Source organism: Chitinophaga sp. 180180018-3 (assembly GCF_037893185.1).
Taxonomy (GTDB): Bacteria; Bacteroidota; Bacteroidia; order Chitinophagales; family Chitinophagaceae; genus Chitinophaga.
In genome coordinates, this window is the sequence record NZ_CP140772.1 from 5,093,782 (window position 1) to 5,112,365 (window position 18,584).

Sequence of the window (18,584 nt, forward strand, 5' to 3'; positions counted from 1 at the left end):
AATAATTACTTTTTGAGCCCCATGATGTTTTCGTAAAAGAGAAAGAAACGTCTGGCTGTGGCTATGTTTACCGTACCTATAGCAGTTCCTATTTTGAGCATAAAGATTCTTTTCCGGTATTGGCGGGAAACCTGTTTCCGGTGCCAGGTAAGCGCTTTCCTGTTTTCCAGTAATTGCTGCATCATTATCCTGTGCGCTTCTTTGCCGACCGTGGCAGCGTTGACATATGTTTCAAAGTAGCCTCCATATATCACTACCCTTGCGTTGTGAAAACGTTGGTATTCTTCCCGGTATTGTTCGAAAATATGCTGCTCCATCAGGAAATTCTTTACAAGACGGTCTGCCGCATAAAATGCTTTGATTTTTTCTTCAGACAGGCGCGCGCCGGTAATAGACTGCTCCTTTTGTTCCGCTTCCCGGATTAAATAGTTATAAAAAACTCCGTCGATGCACCTGATTGCTTTGGCATAATAAACGGCCTCTATAACAAAAGGGGTATCTTCGAATTTCGGGATGCGGAACCTGATGCAATGTTTCTCTATCAAGTCGCGTCTGTAGAGCTTTCCCCAGGCAGCGGTGCTGATGATATCTTTCCTGAGCGAACACTCTGCCAGGCAGCTAACCAGGAAATCGCTGTTGATGTAATTTTCCGGATGGTATTGAGTGGTCCAGACAGTATGGAACTGATCTTTCACCCATTTGACGGTCCGGTGTCCGTAGCAGACGATATCGGCCTGGTGTTTTTCTGCTTCGGTTACACATGCCGCTACTGTTTCCGGCTCAATCCAGTCGTCTCCGTCTACAAATAAAATATAATCGCCCTTGGCGTGGTCCAGCCCATTGTTTCTGGCAGGCCCGGGGCCGGCGTTAGGCTGGGTCAGTACCTGGATATTCTCATGCACCTGCGCCAGCTGTTGTAAAACAGCCAGTGAATCGTCTGTAGATCCGTCATCCACTACAATAATCTCCGTATGAGGATAGCTTTGCCCGGTAACAGCCTGGATACAACGGGGCAGATAAGGCGCCAGATTATAAACGGGGATGATAATACTTACAAGAGGGTGCCGCATAGTTGTTTTAATGGAAGGTCTAAAATTAATAATTTCTTCATGAATGGATCAGCGGATAAAAATAAAAAACCGGGGTGATATCTGCCCCGGTTTCCTTATTGCTGTAAGTAACAGCCATTATTTTTTCTTAGCCTTGAGGTTAAGGTCCAGTTCAACATCTTTGCTGATCATCCAGTTTTCAGGGCTACCATCAGTTTTGTAGCTGATACCCCAGGCGCTTCTGTCGATAACAAATTTTGCAGTAGCAGTTACTTCATCGGCAGTAACATTTACTACAGCAGGGAACGTGATGTTCAGGGTGCTGTCTTTCAGTGTCAGGTTACCGCTGATCAGGTGATTAGCACCTGGTAAGAGGCTCTTCTGCTGGGTGCTGTCGTAAGCAGCTACTTTTGTAATAACGAATTTCGCGGTAGGATACTTTCCTACATTGAAAAAGTCGGGGCTTTTCAGGTGCCCTTCGAGGTCGCTCGCTTTTTTGTCTTTTTCAGTTACAGATGCCGTATCCACTTTCAGGGAAACCATGTTGATATCCACAGTACCTGCAGTTAATCCATCTTTACCAGCAGAAAGGCTTCCTCCTGTAACGGAAATAACGCCAAAGCGGGGAGCCATACCACCTTTGTGTGTACCGCGCCAGCCAACAACGGTGCCGGTAGTGTCGATGGTGAAGTTGTTGCCGGTTGCAGCTGCTACTTCCTGTTTTTCGGTAGTTGCAGCTTTGTCAGAGGAAGGACCTCCGCAGGATGCCAATACAGCGAGGGCAGATAATGCGATGATCGATTTTTTCATGAGATGTATAATATTTGCGGCAAGATAAATTAAATGCAGCAGGTTTTAAAATTCCCGGACCTGCCTGTAACGGTTGCCCACTGATACTGCATTCAATCAGGCGCTGGTATTGAAAATGATTTTTTTCTGTATAAATCAGCGTTTAGATTTTTGTTTGCAGGTTTTGTTTTTCTATGAGCTTCTTCATTATTTCCAACGTACCTCTCCAGTAAAAATCCAGGTGCCGGAAAATCGTTTCGGTAGGAAAGTTCCAGATCTTCAGGGCCAGTAAGGTTTCGTTTTGAACGAGCGTCAGTGTAAACTCAACAACAGTATAGTTTTCCGGCAGATCGGACAGGCGTGATATCGTACTTAATTGTGTATACCGGATTTGTTTATGTAGATCAAAAGCCTGAACAACGCCTCTGTTTTCGAAGCCGACATGATGAAATCCGCGGATGATCATTGGTCTGCCGATTTTCCAATCGGTGTTCACCTCGATTTCCATTTCCGGAGGGCCAATCCATTGCTTCATTAACCCCGGCAGGGTGAGGTAATTCCATACCACTGAAGGTGTTGCGTTGATAAGCACGGTTCTGTCTATCGGAGGTATCATTGGGTTAAATGCTACTGAGATCCAAAGATAAGAATTAAGAATAGGGAATGTGGAATTAAGAATGATGAGCGAAGATTTTAGCAGATAGATAACATTCAAAGTATCCGCTAAAATCTTCGCTCATCATTCTTAATTCCACATTCCCTATTCTTAATTCTTTCCTGGCATTGGTTCCAGACCGAGGTGCTGCAGCATCTGCATATCTTCATCAACGCCCGGGTTGGGGGTCACCAGCAGTGTTTTTCTTTCACCGGTAAAAATGGAATTGGCGCCGGCCATGAAACACCAGGCTTGTTCAGACTCTGTCATATCTATCCTGCCGGCGGTGAGGCGTACGGTTGATGCGGGCATTACAATCCTTGCGGTAGCGATCATTCTGACCATATCCCAGGCATCCACTTTCGGATTGCTTTCGAGCGGCGTACCTTTCACGCGTACGAGGGCATTGATGGGAACAGATTCCGGATGCTTAGGCATGGTAGCCAGTGTGAGCAACATGGAGATACGGTCGCGGTGCGATTCGCCCAAACCGATAATTCCGCCGGAGCAAACCGTGATTCCTGCTTTACGTACGTTGTTGATGGTATTGATCCTGTTGTCGAATTTCCGGGTGGAGATGATCTCCTGGTAATATTCTTCGGAAGTATCGAGGTTATGGTTATAGGCGTGCAAACCGGCTTCGCGGAGGCGTACGGCCTGTTCTTCCGTTAGCAGACCGAGGGTACAGCATACTTCCATGCCGAGGTCGTTTACACCTTTCACCATATCGATTACACGGTCGAAATCCTTGTTGTCTCTCACTTCACGCCAGGCAGCGGCCATGCAGAAACGGGTGGCGCCGGTATCTTTTGCTTTTTGAGCGTGCGCCAGTACGGTTTCAGTAGGCAGCAGGGCCTGTACTTTTATATCAGTATGGTACCTGGCCGCCTGCCCGCAGTAGGAGCAATCTTCCGGGCATCCGCCGGTTTTAATGGAAAGCAGTGTGCACACCTGTACTTGCCGGGCGGAATGCCACTGGCGGTGTACAGAAGCCGCCTGATAAACCAGGTCCAGCAGGGGCTGGTCGTAGATAGCCTGGATCTCTTCGAGGGTCCAGTCGTTTCTGATAGCAGATGTCATAATTCGTTATTGAGTGGATAATAAGTAGTATGCAGATAAGCTCAGGCAGGTACTTTCAGCTCTTCACCGATGGCGCTGAGCCATTCACTGAACAACTGCTGTTCCAGGGCCAGGATGTGCCGGGCATGTGTTTCCCAGGCGGCATCGAATTCATTGAGCTGGTTGATCATTTCTTCCAGGTGCCCTTCTTCTTCCAGGATGATAGACTTCACCATTACCTTACTGGCGGCGTTGTCGAGTGTAGCCTGATAAACAGGGTACAGCTCATCGGCGCGTACTTCGATGGCATAGGTCACAAAGAGATAGGCCGCATGCCGGAGCCGGCTGCCTTCGAGGCTAAATGTATCTTTCAGGTAACGGCAGGTTTGCATGTCCAGCCGGTGCAGGTAGTGCCGGGTTTGGTTGGGGGCCAGCAGCTCGTGGAGCTGGTATGTTTTACAGGATTCCGGATCTACTTTCGCGATCTGTTTCTTCAGGTAGTAGGCGTGCCGATGCTCTTCTGCAGCATGTTTCAGCTGGATGAAGCTGACCAGCGTGGGATGTTCACAGGCCGATATTTTCCTGGCGCCGGCATTTTCCATGAAGGAGAGCGTGTTCAGCCACCGGGCATGTAGCTGGTCGTGGCCAACGATATGTTGCAATAAATCCTGCATATACAATTTGTTTCCATTCAAAAGTAAACGGTTACCGGATGATCTAAATAGACCAGTTTTTATATTTTAGCTAGTCCGGATGATATTTTACTGGCCAGAGTTGGCCGCTGAGATAGTCCAGTGGCCTAAAAAGCCGGTATTTATTCAAATCTTCACAACAATTACACATTAGCAAAAAACATATTCAATTGTTCCTTCTTTCAAATGAAATAACTTGCCGGACCATCAGGCAATGCCAATTTTAGCATCATGAGCAGTCCGATTCCATATAAAAGTTTTGTACAGGTAGACCGTGGGTCGGCCACGGCGGTGTACCTGCAGATAGCCCGGCAGCTGATCAATGCGATACAGCGCGGGTTTCTGGTGACCGGTACCAGGCTGCCGGGCACAAGGGAATTCAGCGTATTGCTGGGGGTAAATCGCAATACGGTAGTAGCGGTATACGAGGAGCTGGATGCCCAGGGCTGGGTGGAGACCCGCCCCAATAAGGGCACCTTCATTGCAGGCAAAGCAGACGCAAAGCCGCAAACGATCCATCCTGCCGGAGAGCAGCAGCTGGCCGTTTATCCTGGTACCACCGGATTTTCGTTCAAAAAATCGAGCCTGCTGGATAATCCATTCGAGCACTCCTCCTGTGAATATGTATTCAATGATGGCACGCCCGACATCCGTCTGACCCAGATCAACCATCTCTCGAGTTTATATAGTGCTAACCTGAAGCGAAAAAGTAATCGCCGGAAACTGGGATATTACAACCACGACGGCAGCGAGTATTTTAAAAAGAACCTGTCGAATTACCTGAATCAGTCGCGCGGACTGCATATATCCAAAGACAACATCCTCATCACCCGGAGCACCGAAATGAGTGTTTATATCACCTCAGAAATACTACTTTCGCCGGGCGACATTGTACTGGTAGGCGCGCTGAGTTACTTCTCTGTTAATATGATCTTCCAGAAATCGGGCGCACAAATTATGCTGGTGCCGATAGATGACGAAGGTATAGATGTAGACGCGGTAAGGAATATCTGTAAACAGCATCCGATACGCATGTTGTATATCACTACGCATCATCATTACCCGACCACCGTAGCACTCAGTGCACAGCGAAGAATTGCGTTGCTTAACCTGGCCTCCACCTTTGGGTTTGTGATACTGGAAGATGATTATGATTACGATTTTCATTACGACAATAGTCCGGTGCTGCCCCTGGCGAGTGCAGACAGTAACGGCATGGTGGTATATACCGGCGCCTTCGGAAAATCGCTGGCGCCGGGGTTCAGAACCGGGTTCATTGTAGCGCCGGAAAACCTGATGACAGAGATGCGGAAGCACCTGGGTATTATAGACCGGCAGGGCGATGTACTGATGGAGCAGGTATTAGGGGAAATGATTGAAGCAGGAGAGATACAGCGATATCTTAAGAAGTCGTTGAAAGTATACCAGGAGCGGCGGGATCATTTCGTGGAGTTGTTGCAGCAGCATCTGGGCGGATATATAGATTTCAAGAAGCCGGCGGGCGGTTTGGCGGTATGGATCCGGTGGAAGCAGCCGATCAATCTGATGCGGCTGAGCAGAGTGTGTGCGCAGAATAATTTGTTTATTCCGAAGACGCTGTTGTATCAGCAGAAGGATTTGACGGCGATGCGGCTGGGGTTTGGGCATATGACGCTGCAGGAAGCCGAGGAGAGTGTGAGGGTGTTGCGGAGGGGTGTGGAGGAGGTTACTTCCCATCTCCCACCCCAACATACTCAAAATACTCCCCCTTAAGCCTGTACACCAAACTCTTCTTCGTCACCTGATTCTTTTTATCCACCACCGGTATATACAGCTCCTTCTTCTCTTCATCAAATGTTATCAGCTCCACCGGTCGCTCCGGCCGGTCTACCACACTAAAGAAATCAAACGACACATCAATCCTGTTCAGCAGCTTCGTTTTTGTTTTGAATAATCTTGCGGTATCTGCAAGCTGGTTACCTGCTATGGTAAATACGGACACCGATTGTGAAATATCGCTGTTGGAATATATTCCGTTGGAGATAGCGAGGTAATACGTTTTTCCATTTATCACTACGGTGTAGATTTTTGAATAAAAGCATCCCGGATCACCTTCCTTAAAAACAGGTATCCGCGTATATACCTTCCCGTTATCTTTATATTGATAAATAGTATTAAAGAATCTCATGGTTCCCCCGGTTTCCGTATCCCAACTGTAGATTCTGAGATTGCCATCTTTTGAAGTTACAATATCACAACGACTACTGTCGCGTAATATTTTAAAATCATAATTAATGGTGGCAGGATTATCTTTGATTAACTTTCTAAACTCCTCGCCAAATTTATAGGAGCAATTAATAGAGGAATCTGAGATCTTCGAATATAATTGTGATAATTGCTTTTCTGCAGTTTTAAGATTAGTCTGGGCATAACCGCTACAGGAAAGGATCAACAGCATGGTCATCTGACCAAATATAATTTTCATCATCCAACAATAGTACGTCATATTTTTCGGAAATGTTAAATCTCTTCCTTGTTGTTCCCGCGAGAAGGAAAATCGATACCTTTGCTATACCCAAATATCACAACACATCTATCTACCTACTGCTACAGCTGTTACCGTTTTTGCTGAGATCAAATAACTTTAAAATATATGATTATGAAACAGCTGGAAAACAAAGTGGCCCTTATTACGGGCGGAGCAGGAAGTATCGGAAAAACAACCGCAAAGTTATTTATTGAAGAAGGTGCTAAAGTTGTTCTTGTAGATCTTGATGAAACAGCATTAAAAAAAGCAGCTGCTGAATTAGGTGACCATGCAGCCTATGTTGCAGCAGATGTAACATCCGCAGCGGATGTGGAAAAATATGCAAAGGAAGCTGTAAAAAAATTCGGAAAGATAGATATCTTCTTTAATAACGCGGGTATAGAAGGTGTTGTTAAACCCATTACTGAATTTCCGGAAGATATTTTCGATAAAGTAATGGCCGTTAATGTAAAGGGCGTGTTCCTGGGCTGTAAATATGTGTTACCGCAGATGAATGACGGCGGCAGTATGATCATTACTTCGTCAGTAGCCGGACTCGGGGCCTCTCCTAACTTTATCGCCTATACGACCAGCAAACACGCTACGCTGGGGATTATGAAAACTGCAGCCCTGGAAGCTGCGCCCAGGAAGATTCGTGTGAATACCATACATCCGTCGCCGGTCAACAACCGGATGATGCGTTCTATTGAAGAAGGATATGAACCGGGAAAAGGTGCAGAGATGGAAAAATTATTTGCATCCGGTATTCCGCTTGGGCGATATGCGGAACCTATTGAAATAGCGAGATTAGTGGTGTTCCTCGGATCTGATAATAGTCAGTTTATCACCGGAGCGCAATATGTGATAGATGGTGGTTCTTCTGCTAAGTAGATAATGATATTAAAAGAGCGCCCTCAAAAACGAAGGCGCTCTTTTAATCAGATACGCTGCTGATAGAGGCTCTCTATAATATTGGCGGTATGTATATGCTATTACTATAATTTCACTAACCCCATACTATTGGCCTTCAATATGAGCCCTATACGATTTTTCACATCAAAAAGCTCAAATAGCCGCGCGCGGTAAGTGTCTACGGTGCTTTCGCTCAGGTGTACCTGTTTGGCTATTTCGGAGTAGCTAAGATCAGTACACATCAATTGCAGTAACATTTGCTCCCTGTCTTTCAACACGATGGCGGGTGTCTTTTGTTCCACCGGCTTGCCTATTTGTCGGGCCACCAACGGCGTATAATAGAAGCCGTATTGTACAATAGCCTGTAGCGCTTCATGCAACCCTTCCGAAGAAACAGATTTCAGCAGGTAGCCCCTGGCGCCGTGATGCAGCATTTTGATGATGCTGGCGTCGTCTTCCTCCATGGTCAGCACCAGGATCTTCAGGTTGGGATTATGGACAGCAAGCCAGGCTGCCACTTCTATACCACTCATGCCAGGCATATTCACGTCCAGCAATAAAATATCGGGGGCTTGCTGCTGCACGCGTTCAATAGCTGCCTTCCCGCTTTGCGCTTTCCACAATACGGAAAAACCTTCCAGCTCGTTGATCAGGGCTGCCAGGGAATCGCAGAAAATGGTATGATCGTCGGCAATCGCAATCGTCGTCATGATAGCTAAGGCTTTACACGTAAAAATAATTTTTTTTTCCGTGGCAAAATCATGGAAAACCATGATGATTTTTGAGGGATAAGCATGACAGGCAGGGGGAAAGAAGTGCCTACCTTTGAAACTGTGCTGAATGGCAAACCTATACATGGTATCCCTTACCCTGTCATGGAGTATGACCTGGTTAATCCTAAATCCTTTCTTATGCGATCATTCATATGGATAGCAGGCCTGCTGCTATGCGGGCAATGCTACGCCCGGGACCAGGATACGGCGCTACTCCTGAAAGTCAAAATATTTCATTAAAGAATAATAATAACCATGAAAAGTGCATGCTTGCTACTGCTAATTTTTTTAATGGGCCATACCGCTCTGTATGGGCAGGCCTGGGGCGATTGGATTGATGTTGGTTATGGTATACAGGTATCCTTTAAGTTCGGAAAAAGGTCCTGCACATTTGCGAATACTTACGCAAGGATCAGGAATATATCGTCCAGCAAATACTGTTCGGTAAACGTGGTTTTTCACACTGTTTGCGATAACAGTACCAATGAGATGTCTATTTCGGCCAACAAACTGGCGCCCACACAAATAAAAGAATCTCCCGGCGACTGGTACGTTACCAGCTTACAGGTGTTTGATATCCGGCTCTCCCAACTGACAGACGAGAAATGCCGCCGGATTACCTTATCTAATACTGGTGGCACCGGCGGCAATACGGGCGCAGGACAGCCAGGAAACTTTGGCAGCAGCGTTGACCAAAGCGGCGATTTTATTAATGTAGGGGAACAACCCAAAGGGTATCAGCCTCCGAACGAAGCCGGGAACAAAGCGGCCTGGGAAATACTAAAAGCAAAAGACGAAAAAGAGAAGCAAGATAGAGACGCCCGCCAAAAAGCTACCGATGAAAACAGGAAAAAACAGGAGGCATTGAACCGGCAGCAGATCAATACAGCCCAACAACAGCAACAAAAGCTGCAACAGCTGGTTGCGGAACAGCAGCAAAGGTACCAGCAAACTCAAATGGATCTTACAAATGCGCAAACCGCTGCCAACAGCGTATATGATGCCGCTATTGCCGGAGGTAAGAAAACCTCCGGTGCCCTGCTGGACGCTACCATGGCTGGAGCACGCGAGATCAGTGATCCTAAAGCACAATTGGCCTATACCGGAGTAGGACTAGCGGTGACCTTATTTGCTCACCTAGGGGAGAAAAAGCAGGAACGTCTGGAAAAGGAGGCTGCAGCAAGAAGAGAAGAAGAGCGGAAACAAGCGCTAATAGAAGCCAAGGGACAATTTATTGAAGACGCTATACAAATCAACAAATACCAGTTTAGCGATCTCGTGTCGAAAGGCCGCTATGCTGCCTTGTTAATTGCACCTATCAGTAACAGTGCGGAAGAAGAGTCCATTTACTTTTCCTCCCTGGCTTTTGTCCCTCCATATGAAGACGGCAGCCATCCGCTGAAAGACGAGGTACAACGCAAGCTGCTGCTGTCTTTAAACCAAAAACCGCCGGGTGGCTACAAGGTGTATACGTTATACCCGGTGATAAATATTGATAAGTTCCAGGACGAGTTCATCAAAAAAATGGCCAGCGGGCACTTAATTGGACTGCCTTGCGAGTTGTTGTCGTTCACCAGATTGCCTTTTGAAACTTCAATCCCGGCCGGCTCAGATTTCTGGGGAGAACCTGCAGGACAGAACAAGGCGCCAGCAGCGGAGAAAAAAGAAAAGGAGAAAAAGCAGGAGGATTTTTGGAATAACTAATACAACTGTCTGACCAAATTCCTGATGGCAGGTTTGAGATGCCAATAACCGCAGTTAAGGGTAATTAAAATGAACTAAATATTTTGAGACATAAAGGCCAGCCAACATTGATAGTAATCTGATCCGTGGATCAAGCGCGGATCTTTAAAAAAAAATTTATGAAAATACTGAAACCTTTTATTGCAATTTCACTCTCCTGTATTCTTGTAAGCAAGATATACGCGCAGGACAAATCCTCTCAGGCACAGAATGCCTATTTGCAAGCGGAGGAATTATTCAACAACAAAAACTATGATGGTGCATTAGAACAGATAAATGCCGCAGAAAATTTCCTGGGAAAAAACAATTCCAAAATTCTCTACCTGAAAATCCAGATATTAAATGCTCAATTTTCAAGTTCTCCAACACCATATGTTCCCCTAAAGGGTGCACTTACCGAGTTTTTCCAAATAACGGATAAAAATAATTACCCTCAGGAAAAATACATTGAGATACTGAGGCTGCAATCGGACTTGTCCGATTTTAAAAGAAAAGACAGCATTGCGAGCCAGAATCTTTTGGCAGATGGAAGCTTAACTTCTTTGTCCGCTTACATAAATAGTACCCCGAACTCATTGTATTATTCTCAGTTAAATAATAAAAGAGCTCAGGAACAAGGCAAAGCAGATGAAGTAAATAGAATTGTCCACCAGAACAAGGTAAATAACCGGATAGCAGAACTAAATGACAAATTAATACCTCGTGCTAAAAGAAAAAACACACGTCACAAAATTTTGGGAAGCGTGCTTATGGCAGCTGGCGGTGTAGGCATCTATTATATGATAAGCCTGGACAAGAAAGATCAGAACTCATCATTCGGGGACAAATCTAACACGTCGTCAACCTATGCCGTAGGAATTCCAAGTGTAGCCGCAGAGGTTTTGGGCATTATAATGGTTATTGGCGGTGGCAATCTGCGAGCATTAAAAAAAGAAAGAAATGACCTTATTCGTGAAAAGAACTCCTGGGCGGTAACATTAAGCCCATATTATAATAATACTGTGCGCAAGGGCGTCTTTGGGTTAACATGTAAAGTGACATTTTGAAGATACTTCTTTACTATTAAGAGTGCATCGCAAGCCCTTTACAAATAACGACGGAAGAACTAAATAACATAACACTGTCCTTGTTGCGTTCCCCAAAACCCAGAGGCTTTCATCTGAAAGCCTCTTTCCATTTACATTCATCAGCTCCGCTCCACCGGCATCGCAATCAGCACCTCCGTGCCCTTGCCTTCACCCGACAATATCTGTATAACTCCCCGGGCATACTTTACCCGGTTCACCACATTCGACAAGCCAAAGGAATGAGATAGCGCATCATCTGCATTAAACCCTTTTCCATTATCCTTTACCGTTATATGGATTTCCTGGTCAGTGATTTGCAACCGCAACAACACTTGCTGGCATTGGGCATGCTTGGCGGCATTCATGAGCAACTCACAGGTAATCCGGTAAATCAGCATCTGTAATTCTTCTCCCGGGCTTTGCACTACCTGGTGTTTAAAATCAAACGATATCTGATACAGAGAGAAAAGATCCCGTCCATAGTCAGATAGTGCTACAATCAACCCTTTGGAGACCAAATTACGCGGCATCAACCGATGGGCAATATCCCGGATACCGGCGATAGAACTATCGATGATCGCTTCTGTACTCCTGATGAGCTCTTCCTGTACACCCTGGCTGACACGTATAATACGGAGATAGTTCATTTTGAGGGCGGTAAGCATAGGCCCCACACTGTCGTGAAGATCGCCAGCTATCCGCTTCCGTTCCGTGTCCTGTATCATCAGCAGCTGCTCCAGCACTTTGCCATGCTCTTCCTCCAACCGGTTGACCTTCAACAGGACGGCCTGTTTGTCTTTCCACAGCTTCAGAAAAATAGCATAAGTTAAGATACCAGCTTCCAGCAAAATACCCAGCAAAATGCCATGGTCGTTGAGCCAGTAGCTTTGCAGCAAGCCTGCATTAGAAAATACCTGCAATAAAGTCATGAGGGAAACACAAGCCACAGCCAGGCAAAAAAAACGTGCTGTACTATCTTTGTTGAACAACCACGCCAGCAGACCGAGTATACTGCCAGCTCCCAATAATAAATAAAGATGCCAGACAACGTTCATCCAGGCTGGGATAAACCCGCCGGGCTGCCATAGGAGGGAAACCAACAAAACGCCCAACAGCAACGGGATAGCAAGAGAAAATGCCTGCAAGAATAATCGTATCGCTTTTGCCTGCAATTGCGCGGCAAAAAGTTGCCATAGCATCCGTAACATGCTGAACAGCGCTAACTGTATTGCTACAGGCTTTACTATCTCATTGAAGCCCGGCCATTGTGGGTACAACATGGGGAATAGATACCCGTAATGCGCCAGTATCCAGCAACTGATAAAGCCCAGGTAAAGCGCATAATAACCCAGGGCGACGTTGCGAAAAAGAAAGAGGCCAATAATCGCCGAAACTATCATCACCAGCACTACTCCCAGGTATAGCCATATCAGCCGGTCAAAGCTGCGATAACGCTGTGCCAGTTCTGTTGCGCCAAGCAGTTGATAACCCACGTTCACATTTTTCCCCATGGCCCGGAAAGCCGCCAGGTAATAGGCTGGCTCTGTGCCTGCAGATACAGCAGCAGTATGCCATACGTATGCACGGTGGTTATCATAAGGCAAGTGATTACCGCCGCTATATAGCAGCACCGGCAGGGCTTCGGGAAAAAGCTGATACAACTGTACACTGTCAAGGCTGGTATTGTCTATAGATAAAATCAGGTCGGCCGGCTTACCCTGTAATTTCCACACCAGGTAACACCAACTGTTGGTAAGTCCAAAATCTGCTTTGCTATCCGAGACCACTGCGTAACGTAATGTATCCGGGCGCAGATGCAAGGTAGTTGCCGGGCCTGGAGCAGAAAAGCTGGTAACACTGTCGGCAGGCGGCCGGGCCTCCGCAACAACAGCGTAAAGCAGCCATATTCCGCAACAAAGCAACTTTGGGATAAACATGGATTGGGATAAGGGATGACTATTTCTACAATAGTAAGAAATTCTTCGTCATCTGCTACATTGATGAGTCCTTTTTATCCTATCTCCCCAAAAACCAATTTGCCTGTTTAAATATTATTCTTATCTTGTAGTACACCGGAAAATGTTGACCCATGTTGTGCAAAAGGAATCCGGAAGGAGCATTTAACCCATCAACAAAAACAGTGAACTTTTTAATAAAAATCCCGATTAGCAAATCTGTTTAATTCAGCATTTATTATTCATCTAAAACCCATCATTGTTATGACACTATTCAATTTCCGTTTCATGATGATTGTTATGTTTGGCGCTATCCTGCTGGCAGGTAGCAGTTGTACTAAAAACATGCTTAAGCCCCAACCCGGTGGAATCGAAACCAACAACCTTAACCTTACTACTGCCACCACCACCAACTTCAGTAACCTGATCGCGTACAAAAACAGCGTGCACCAGCTGATGGCCGGCTATTACCGGACCTGGGGCGACGCGGTTACCGATCCAGTGCACTACAAAACAAGAATGACAGATCTGCCAGACAGCGTGGATATTGTGAGTGTATTCACCGACTATACTCCTGCCGGAAATCCTTTCTGGGATACGTTGAAACTGGTATATGTGCCTTACCTGCACCAACGCGGTACCAAAGTGATTTACACCGGGGGCTATTTCTCCGGCGCCTCCACCAATCCTACCGGCCTGGCCAGCTGGGTACAGGGAATTATCAATACCATCAATACCTATAACTATGATGGATACGATATAGATATTGAAAGCACCGATAGCGGTACTACACTCCAGGATGAGATCGCCAGTTTCCAGGCATTGTCGAAATACCTCGGGCCGAAATCAGGTACTACCAAATTGCTGGTATATGATACCAATCAGAACGGAAATGCACTGATGGCCGGCATCAAAGATGTGGTGAGCTATGTGTTTCAACAGGCTTACTGGAGAACCACCACCAGTCTTACTTCCTCCTTCAAAACCTACGCATCGTACATCAGCCCGTCCAAATACCTGGTGGGCGTAGACTATGAAGATGGTACCGGCTACCAGCCTGGTCAGATGCCCGCCTATGCGCTATGGCAACCAAAGCAAGGCACTAAGGGCGGCGTATTTGCCTACGGGATCGATATGGAAGGTCCTAACTCAGGAAGAAATTTTGTGACCACCCGTGCAGCAATACAAACGATGAACCCTGCACACTGATCAGCTTAGTTTAACATCAAAACGGGGAAGCGGTTTTACAGCTGCTTCCCCGTTTTTTTATCGAATATTTCGTTTATTTTTGGTGCGCTCCGGGTCTTAATTAACCCCGGCTTTTCTCCAAAGCCGATGTCCCGGAAAATAATAAATTGCTGATGGAAAATAGATTAACGAATAAGGATCAGGAAGATGTAAATCAGGCTACAGCTGCTTTCCTAGAAAAACATCGCCTGCAACTGCTCGGATACCAGGAGGTACGGGAACGGCTAAACGTTGACAGCTTATTTGATTACTGGGATCTGGCAGAGGACGACGCCCACGAATCTTGCAGTTACTACAGAGAAGAATACGAAAGCGAAAGAGAATATTTTGAGCAGTATCACCGTATTTATTATTGCGAAGGAGATCTGGAGATAGATGGTGACCTGGAAATACCTGACGCTTATTTCGACCTGCTGGTAGTAAATGGAAACATGAACATCCGCGGAAAGATACGTTCTTCGTATGGCGAAGCAACCCACTATTACGTAACCGGTGATACCACAGCGGATTACCTGGACCTGGGACTTTTTCAAAAAACCTGCGGAAAAGAATCCTGCCGTTATATGGTACTCGCATGGGGACAAGACGACGAAGTGGTACACACTATGCCTGACAGGAAGGTGGATGCCCCTTTCTTTTTCTCCTGGTTTTATGATCTCTATTGCTTTGAATTTGCACCGCATACGCTGATTGCAGCATTATACAACAGCGATGAGCTGTCGGCCTATAAAACAACCAATGCCCTGCTGGAATGGCATGACTATGCTTACGCTTTCCGTCCGGAATTTTATGGCCCTGTTAGGGAGAGTTATCACGATAATATGGATATCTATACAGATAAAATCTGTGAGGCGCTGAAAAACAATCAGCCGGTGCTGATGGATGGTGTAACGGCAGCAGGGATTCAGCTTACCAGGCAAGGCGTTCGTTTGAAAAACGAAGGAGATCTGGCGGGTGCTTATCAGTGCTTTAAGGAAGCGATTAATGTCTCCCCATCCTATTATTGGGCATATTTCTATGCAGGGAAATGCCTTTGGCAACAGCAGGCCTTTGTACAGGCGATGGCACGCTATGCAGCCGGTATTCCGTTTACCCCTGAAAAAATCGCCTATGAATCTGCCTGCATAGAACAGGCTGCACTGAGTGCCATACGTACCGGTGAGTATACAAAAGCTATTGAATGGGCGGAAATGGCTTTGCAGAAAAATGCAGCATCACATTTTGCACTACGGGTACTGGGCGAAGCGTATCTGTATATGAACCGGCTGGATGAGGCGAAGAGCTATCTGGAGAAATCATCGGAGCTATCGGGTATCTTTACTACCAGCTGGCTATTAGGGCTGGTGTATTATCTTCAGGGAGATCATAAAAAGGCTGATAAATATTACAGATTTGCGCGCGACAAAAACGCCAGGGCGCAACCTTATACCGAACAAACCAACCTCACTTACTTTTACGGCGAATCAACTGCGGTTAACTGGGACGCCGTGCAACTGCAGGCTGCCGTAAAGGATCAGCCGTATTGGAATGAATTCTTCAACAAGGTGCTGCAGCAATATGGCCCGGATCTGTACAGGCGAACCGGGGAGATTCCCTACCACTGGATCAGCCAGCAACTATACACCATACCGGAGCAATACCGGACAACAGATATGTTACGGGCATTGATGACGCATCAGACTAACGGGGAATATGATGTGAATGGAAACCTGCTGCAATATTTCAAGCCGGAATTGATAGATCAGGAAGCCGTGCTGCTGGCAATAAATCGCGAAGAACCCTGCTACTATGATCATATTCCGGCTGCGCTGCTTACTGCCGGCGTTTTCAATACACATCCGCATGGAATAGATCTGGCCCACATTCCCGCCGGAGAAATGACCTATGAACTTTGTTTCCGTGCAGTAGCCGGTAATCAGTACAATTATAATTACGTTCCTGAGGCATTTAAAGACGAAAGGATGAATATTGCACTCATTGCCAGTGGCGCGCTGAGTAGCACCTCCAGTGTAGAGCTGCCTTTAAAATACCATAGCAATGAATATATCAGGCAGGCAATTGACCTGGGGCTTCAGGTCATAGCGCGCATTCCGGCAAGACTGGTAGATATATCCATCTTCCAATATCTGGAAAATAAATATGGAAAAGAAGCGGAATGGCCTTTTATAAAAGAACAATACGAGCGGCAAAGCTGGCGCTATGGATCACAGTCGGATATTGAGCGGATGGGGAAAATGCTGCGGAAATATGGTATGGATATATTCCAGCATGTTAATGCTTCGCAGATCAACCAGCACAGTTATCTGTATTTTGAAAAGCATCTGGGGCATCTGCCGGCGTTTCAGGAAAACGTCAAAGCCTTTGGCTGGGACGAGCAGGCGACGGAAACGGATGAAGACATACAGGAGTTCGACAGTGATACTTTTGATAAAGTTTGGGCCTGTTTCTGGGATGAGGATTTTATCGTCAGCGCCCTGCGTGCTGAAGATCCGGAACGCCTCTACCAAGTGCCGCATCAATACCTTACACAAAAGATTTGTGATATTGCGGTCAGCAGGGATTCCTATGATTTCGAGTTCGTGCCAAAAGCATTTGTTACCCCGCAACTTTGTGAAATCGCCTGCTCACAGGATTATGGTTCGGCCCTGGAATATGTGCCTATGGCCATGCGTAGCGAAAAGGTCTGTGATCTGGCCCTCAGGCGGGACGCGGATAATATTAAGTTTGTACCATTACAGCTGCGTCATATAAACAGGTGCATACAAGTGCTGTCCGAAAAAAGCAGCCTTTACCCGTATGTGCCTTATGAACATTATGCTACCGTTTTTGAAACACTCTTCCAAAAAGAAAGGGATCATTTTGATGCAGATTATCTGCTGTTAGCATGGGGCCTGGGCCTGATCATTGACAAACAGTATACAGCAGCGCGGGAGAAATTAACCGCAGTAACGCAAGTGGAAGAAGTGAGCACCACACGCTGGCATCAGGCGCTTTATTATATCGGCTGGAGCTACCACCTGGAAGGCGATAGCACTACTGCCGGTGAATACTGGCAAAGAGCACAGGACGTGGCCCAAACAGGCAAGACAGATGAAACAGACCGGCTGCTCTTCCACTACGCCAGTTTCCAACTACCGCCAGTACCTGAAGCCCATGAAGGATCAGCTGCACTGTTGGTATAAGATGATGTTACCGGTCGTGCAACTTTATTGGGCTGCTGGCAACTTTTTTTACAGGCAGCGGTTAGCGCATACATCGTACATTTGAAACATGAACACGAAACCGCCCATAGCTATACACAAAAAACAACTAGACGATTTCGGTATACAATTAAAACCGATGATCAATCTGCATGAGGGGATCAAAATTGCTCACCGGGATGATCATTATGTATTCATATTGCAACAGCGGGGAGCACTTCTCCTGGAACTTGATTTCAATGAAATGGCGTTGAGCGGGCCTTCGTTGTGCTTTATTATGCCGGGACAGGTACATCGCTACATCAGCCTAGCGGACAGCGCCGGGCATTTTCTTTTTGTGGATGCGAGCCTGGTTACCGGTCAGTACCGGGATCTGTTCGACTCCTTCCAGCATCTCCGGCAGATATTTCCATTAGCAGCAACGCACATTATTTTCAATAGCATAGCGCTGGCGGAGCAATTGCTGTTGCAGGAAAATTATCCATTTAAAAAGGCGGTCGTATCGTCCTTTATGGCGTCTCTTATGGGGCTCATAGCGGCCCAGGTGAAGCAACAGGATATTATCAGGGAATCCATCAATGGACAACGGTTTACCGTTGCCAGTAAGTTCAGAGGACTGGTAAAGAAGAAGTTCAAACAGCTGAAACAGGTGCAGCAATACGCGGAACTGCTCAACATATCCCCTCTTTACCTGAATGAATGTATCAAGGAAGCAACCGGGCATCCTGCCAGTTATTGGATACAGCAGGAAATATTGCTGGAGGCCAGGCGGCTGTTGTATTATACGACACTGGATGTGAAGGAGATTGCTTTTGAGTTGGGTTACGAGGAACACGCTTATTTTTCAAGATTTTTTAAGAAAAATTCAGGAACAACGCCAGTGGAGTTTAGGGTTAAAAACCATGAATTGTCCAACTATAGCCGTTAAACGTATAG

At 46.3% G+C, this 18,584-nt stretch carries 16 protein-coding genes; 8 read left to right on the forward strand and 8 right to left on the reverse strand.

Annotated elements, in window-relative coordinates; genetic code table 11:
• Nucleotides 1-5: 5 nt before the first annotated feature.
• The 5 genes from UNH61_RS19740 to UNH61_RS19760 form a co-directional block, all read right to left on the reverse strand.
• Entirely contained in the window at nucleotides 6-1,070 is a 1,065-nt protein-coding gene (locus UNH61_RS19740; protein ID WP_326993715.1) for a glycosyltransferase family 2 protein, read from the reverse strand.
• A 117-nt stretch (nucleotides 1,071-1,187) separates the two neighbouring features.
• Complete coding sequence (locus UNH61_RS19745; RefSeq protein WP_326993716.1) at nucleotides 1,188-1,859, reverse strand: YceI family protein; 672 nt, start codon at nucleotides 1,857-1,859, stop codon at nucleotides 1,188-1,190.
• 142 nt (nucleotides 1,860-2,001) lie between these two features.
• Nucleotides 2,002-2,454, reverse strand: coding sequence for an SRPBCC domain-containing protein (locus tag UNH61_RS19750; protein ID WP_326993717.1), 453 nt, complete (start codon nucleotides 2,452-2,454; stop codon nucleotides 2,002-2,004).
• Between the two features lie 150 nt (nucleotides 2,455-2,604).
• Nucleotides 2,605-3,573, reverse strand: coding sequence for a biotin synthase BioB (bioB, locus tag UNH61_RS19755; protein ID WP_326993718.1), 969 nt, complete (start codon nucleotides 3,571-3,573; stop codon nucleotides 2,605-2,607).
• A 41-nt stretch (nucleotides 3,574-3,614) separates the two neighbouring features.
• On the reverse strand, nucleotides 3,615-4,226 hold the full coding sequence (locus UNH61_RS19760; protein WP_326993719.1) for a hypothetical protein: 612 nt from the start codon (nucleotides 4,224-4,226) through the stop codon (nucleotides 3,615-3,617).
• 249 nt (nucleotides 4,227-4,475) lie between these two features.
• On the opposite strand from UNH61_RS19760, the gene UNH61_RS19765 reads away from it, so the two are divergent.
• Nucleotides 4,476-5,996, forward strand: a complete 1,521-nt coding sequence (locus UNH61_RS19765) for a PLP-dependent aminotransferase family protein (RefSeq protein ID WP_326993720.1) — start codon at nucleotides 4,476-4,478, stop codon at nucleotides 5,994-5,996.
• Here the strand turns inward: UNH61_RS19765 and UNH61_RS19770 are convergent.
• Nucleotides 5,950-6,729 (reverse strand): hypothetical protein, encoded by a 780-nt coding sequence (locus UNH61_RS19770; protein ID WP_326993721.1) that lies wholly within the window; start codon nucleotides 6,727-6,729, stop codon nucleotides 5,950-5,952. The genes UNH61_RS19765 and UNH61_RS19770 overlap by 47 nt on opposite strands.
• A 153-nt stretch (nucleotides 6,730-6,882) precedes the next feature.
• Between UNH61_RS19770 and UNH61_RS19775 the strand changes: the two genes are divergently transcribed.
• Nucleotides 6,883-7,641, forward strand: a complete 759-nt coding sequence (locus UNH61_RS19775) for an SDR family oxidoreductase (RefSeq protein WP_326993722.1) — start codon at nucleotides 6,883-6,885, stop codon at nucleotides 7,639-7,641.
• Between the two features lie 104 nt (nucleotides 7,642-7,745).
• On the opposite strand, the gene UNH61_RS19780 is transcribed toward UNH61_RS19775, so the two are convergent.
• Nucleotides 7,746-8,372, reverse strand: a complete 627-nt coding sequence (locus UNH61_RS19780) for a response regulator transcription factor (protein ID WP_326993723.1) — start codon at nucleotides 8,370-8,372, stop codon at nucleotides 7,746-7,748.
• Nucleotides 8,373-8,456: 84 nt separating this feature from the next.
• Here UNH61_RS19780 and UNH61_RS19785 point away from each other — a divergent pair, with 84 nt between their 5' ends.
• The 3 genes from UNH61_RS19785 to UNH61_RS19795 all read left to right on the forward strand — a co-directional run bounded on the left by UNH61_RS19785 (nucleotide 8,457) and on the right by UNH61_RS19795 (nucleotide 11,224).
• Entirely contained in the window at nucleotides 8,457-8,675 is a 219-nt protein-coding gene (locus tag UNH61_RS19785; protein WP_326993724.1) for a hypothetical protein, read from the forward strand.
• Between the two features lie 51 nt (nucleotides 8,676-8,726).
• Nucleotides 8,727-10,139 carry a hypothetical protein gene (locus UNH61_RS19790; protein ID WP_326993725.1) on the forward strand — a complete coding sequence of 471 codons (1,413 nt, stop codon included), beginning with the start codon at nucleotides 8,727-8,729 and terminating at the stop codon, nucleotides 10,137-10,139.
• Nucleotides 10,140-10,297: 158 nt separating this feature from the next.
• Nucleotides 10,298-11,224: a hypothetical protein gene (locus tag UNH61_RS19795; RefSeq protein WP_326993726.1), complete on the forward strand. Its 927-nt coding sequence runs from the start codon at nucleotides 10,298-10,300 to the stop codon at nucleotides 11,222-11,224.
• 140 nt (nucleotides 11,225-11,364) lie between these two features.
• Here the strand turns inward: UNH61_RS19795 and UNH61_RS19800 are convergent, their stop codons facing one another.
• Nucleotides 11,365-13,182 (reverse strand): 7TM diverse intracellular signaling domain-containing protein, encoded by a 1,818-nt coding sequence (locus tag UNH61_RS19800; RefSeq protein ID WP_326993727.1) that lies wholly within the window; start codon nucleotides 13,180-13,182, stop codon nucleotides 11,365-11,367.
• A gap of 282 nt (nucleotides 13,183-13,464) precedes the next feature.
• On the opposite strand from UNH61_RS19800, the gene UNH61_RS19805 reads away from it, so the two are divergent.
• The 3 genes from UNH61_RS19805 to UNH61_RS19815 all read left to right on the forward strand — a co-directional run bounded on the left by UNH61_RS19805 (nucleotide 13,465) and on the right by UNH61_RS19815 (nucleotide 18,576).
• A complete protein-coding gene (locus UNH61_RS19805; protein ID WP_326993728.1) occupies nucleotides 13,465-14,409 on the forward strand; it encodes a hypothetical protein in 945 nt (314 codons plus the stop codon).
• A gap of 152 nt (nucleotides 14,410-14,561) precedes the next feature.
• Nucleotides 14,562-17,630, forward strand: coding sequence for a hypothetical protein (locus tag UNH61_RS19810; protein WP_326993729.1), 3,069 nt, complete (start codon nucleotides 14,562-14,564; stop codon nucleotides 17,628-17,630).
• An 88-nt stretch (nucleotides 17,631-17,718) separates the two neighbouring features.
• Nucleotides 17,719-18,576, forward strand: coding sequence for a helix-turn-helix domain-containing protein (locus UNH61_RS19815; RefSeq protein WP_326993730.1), 858 nt, complete (start codon nucleotides 17,719-17,721; stop codon nucleotides 18,574-18,576).
• The last annotated feature ends 8 nt before the right edge of the window (nucleotides 18,577-18,584 follow it).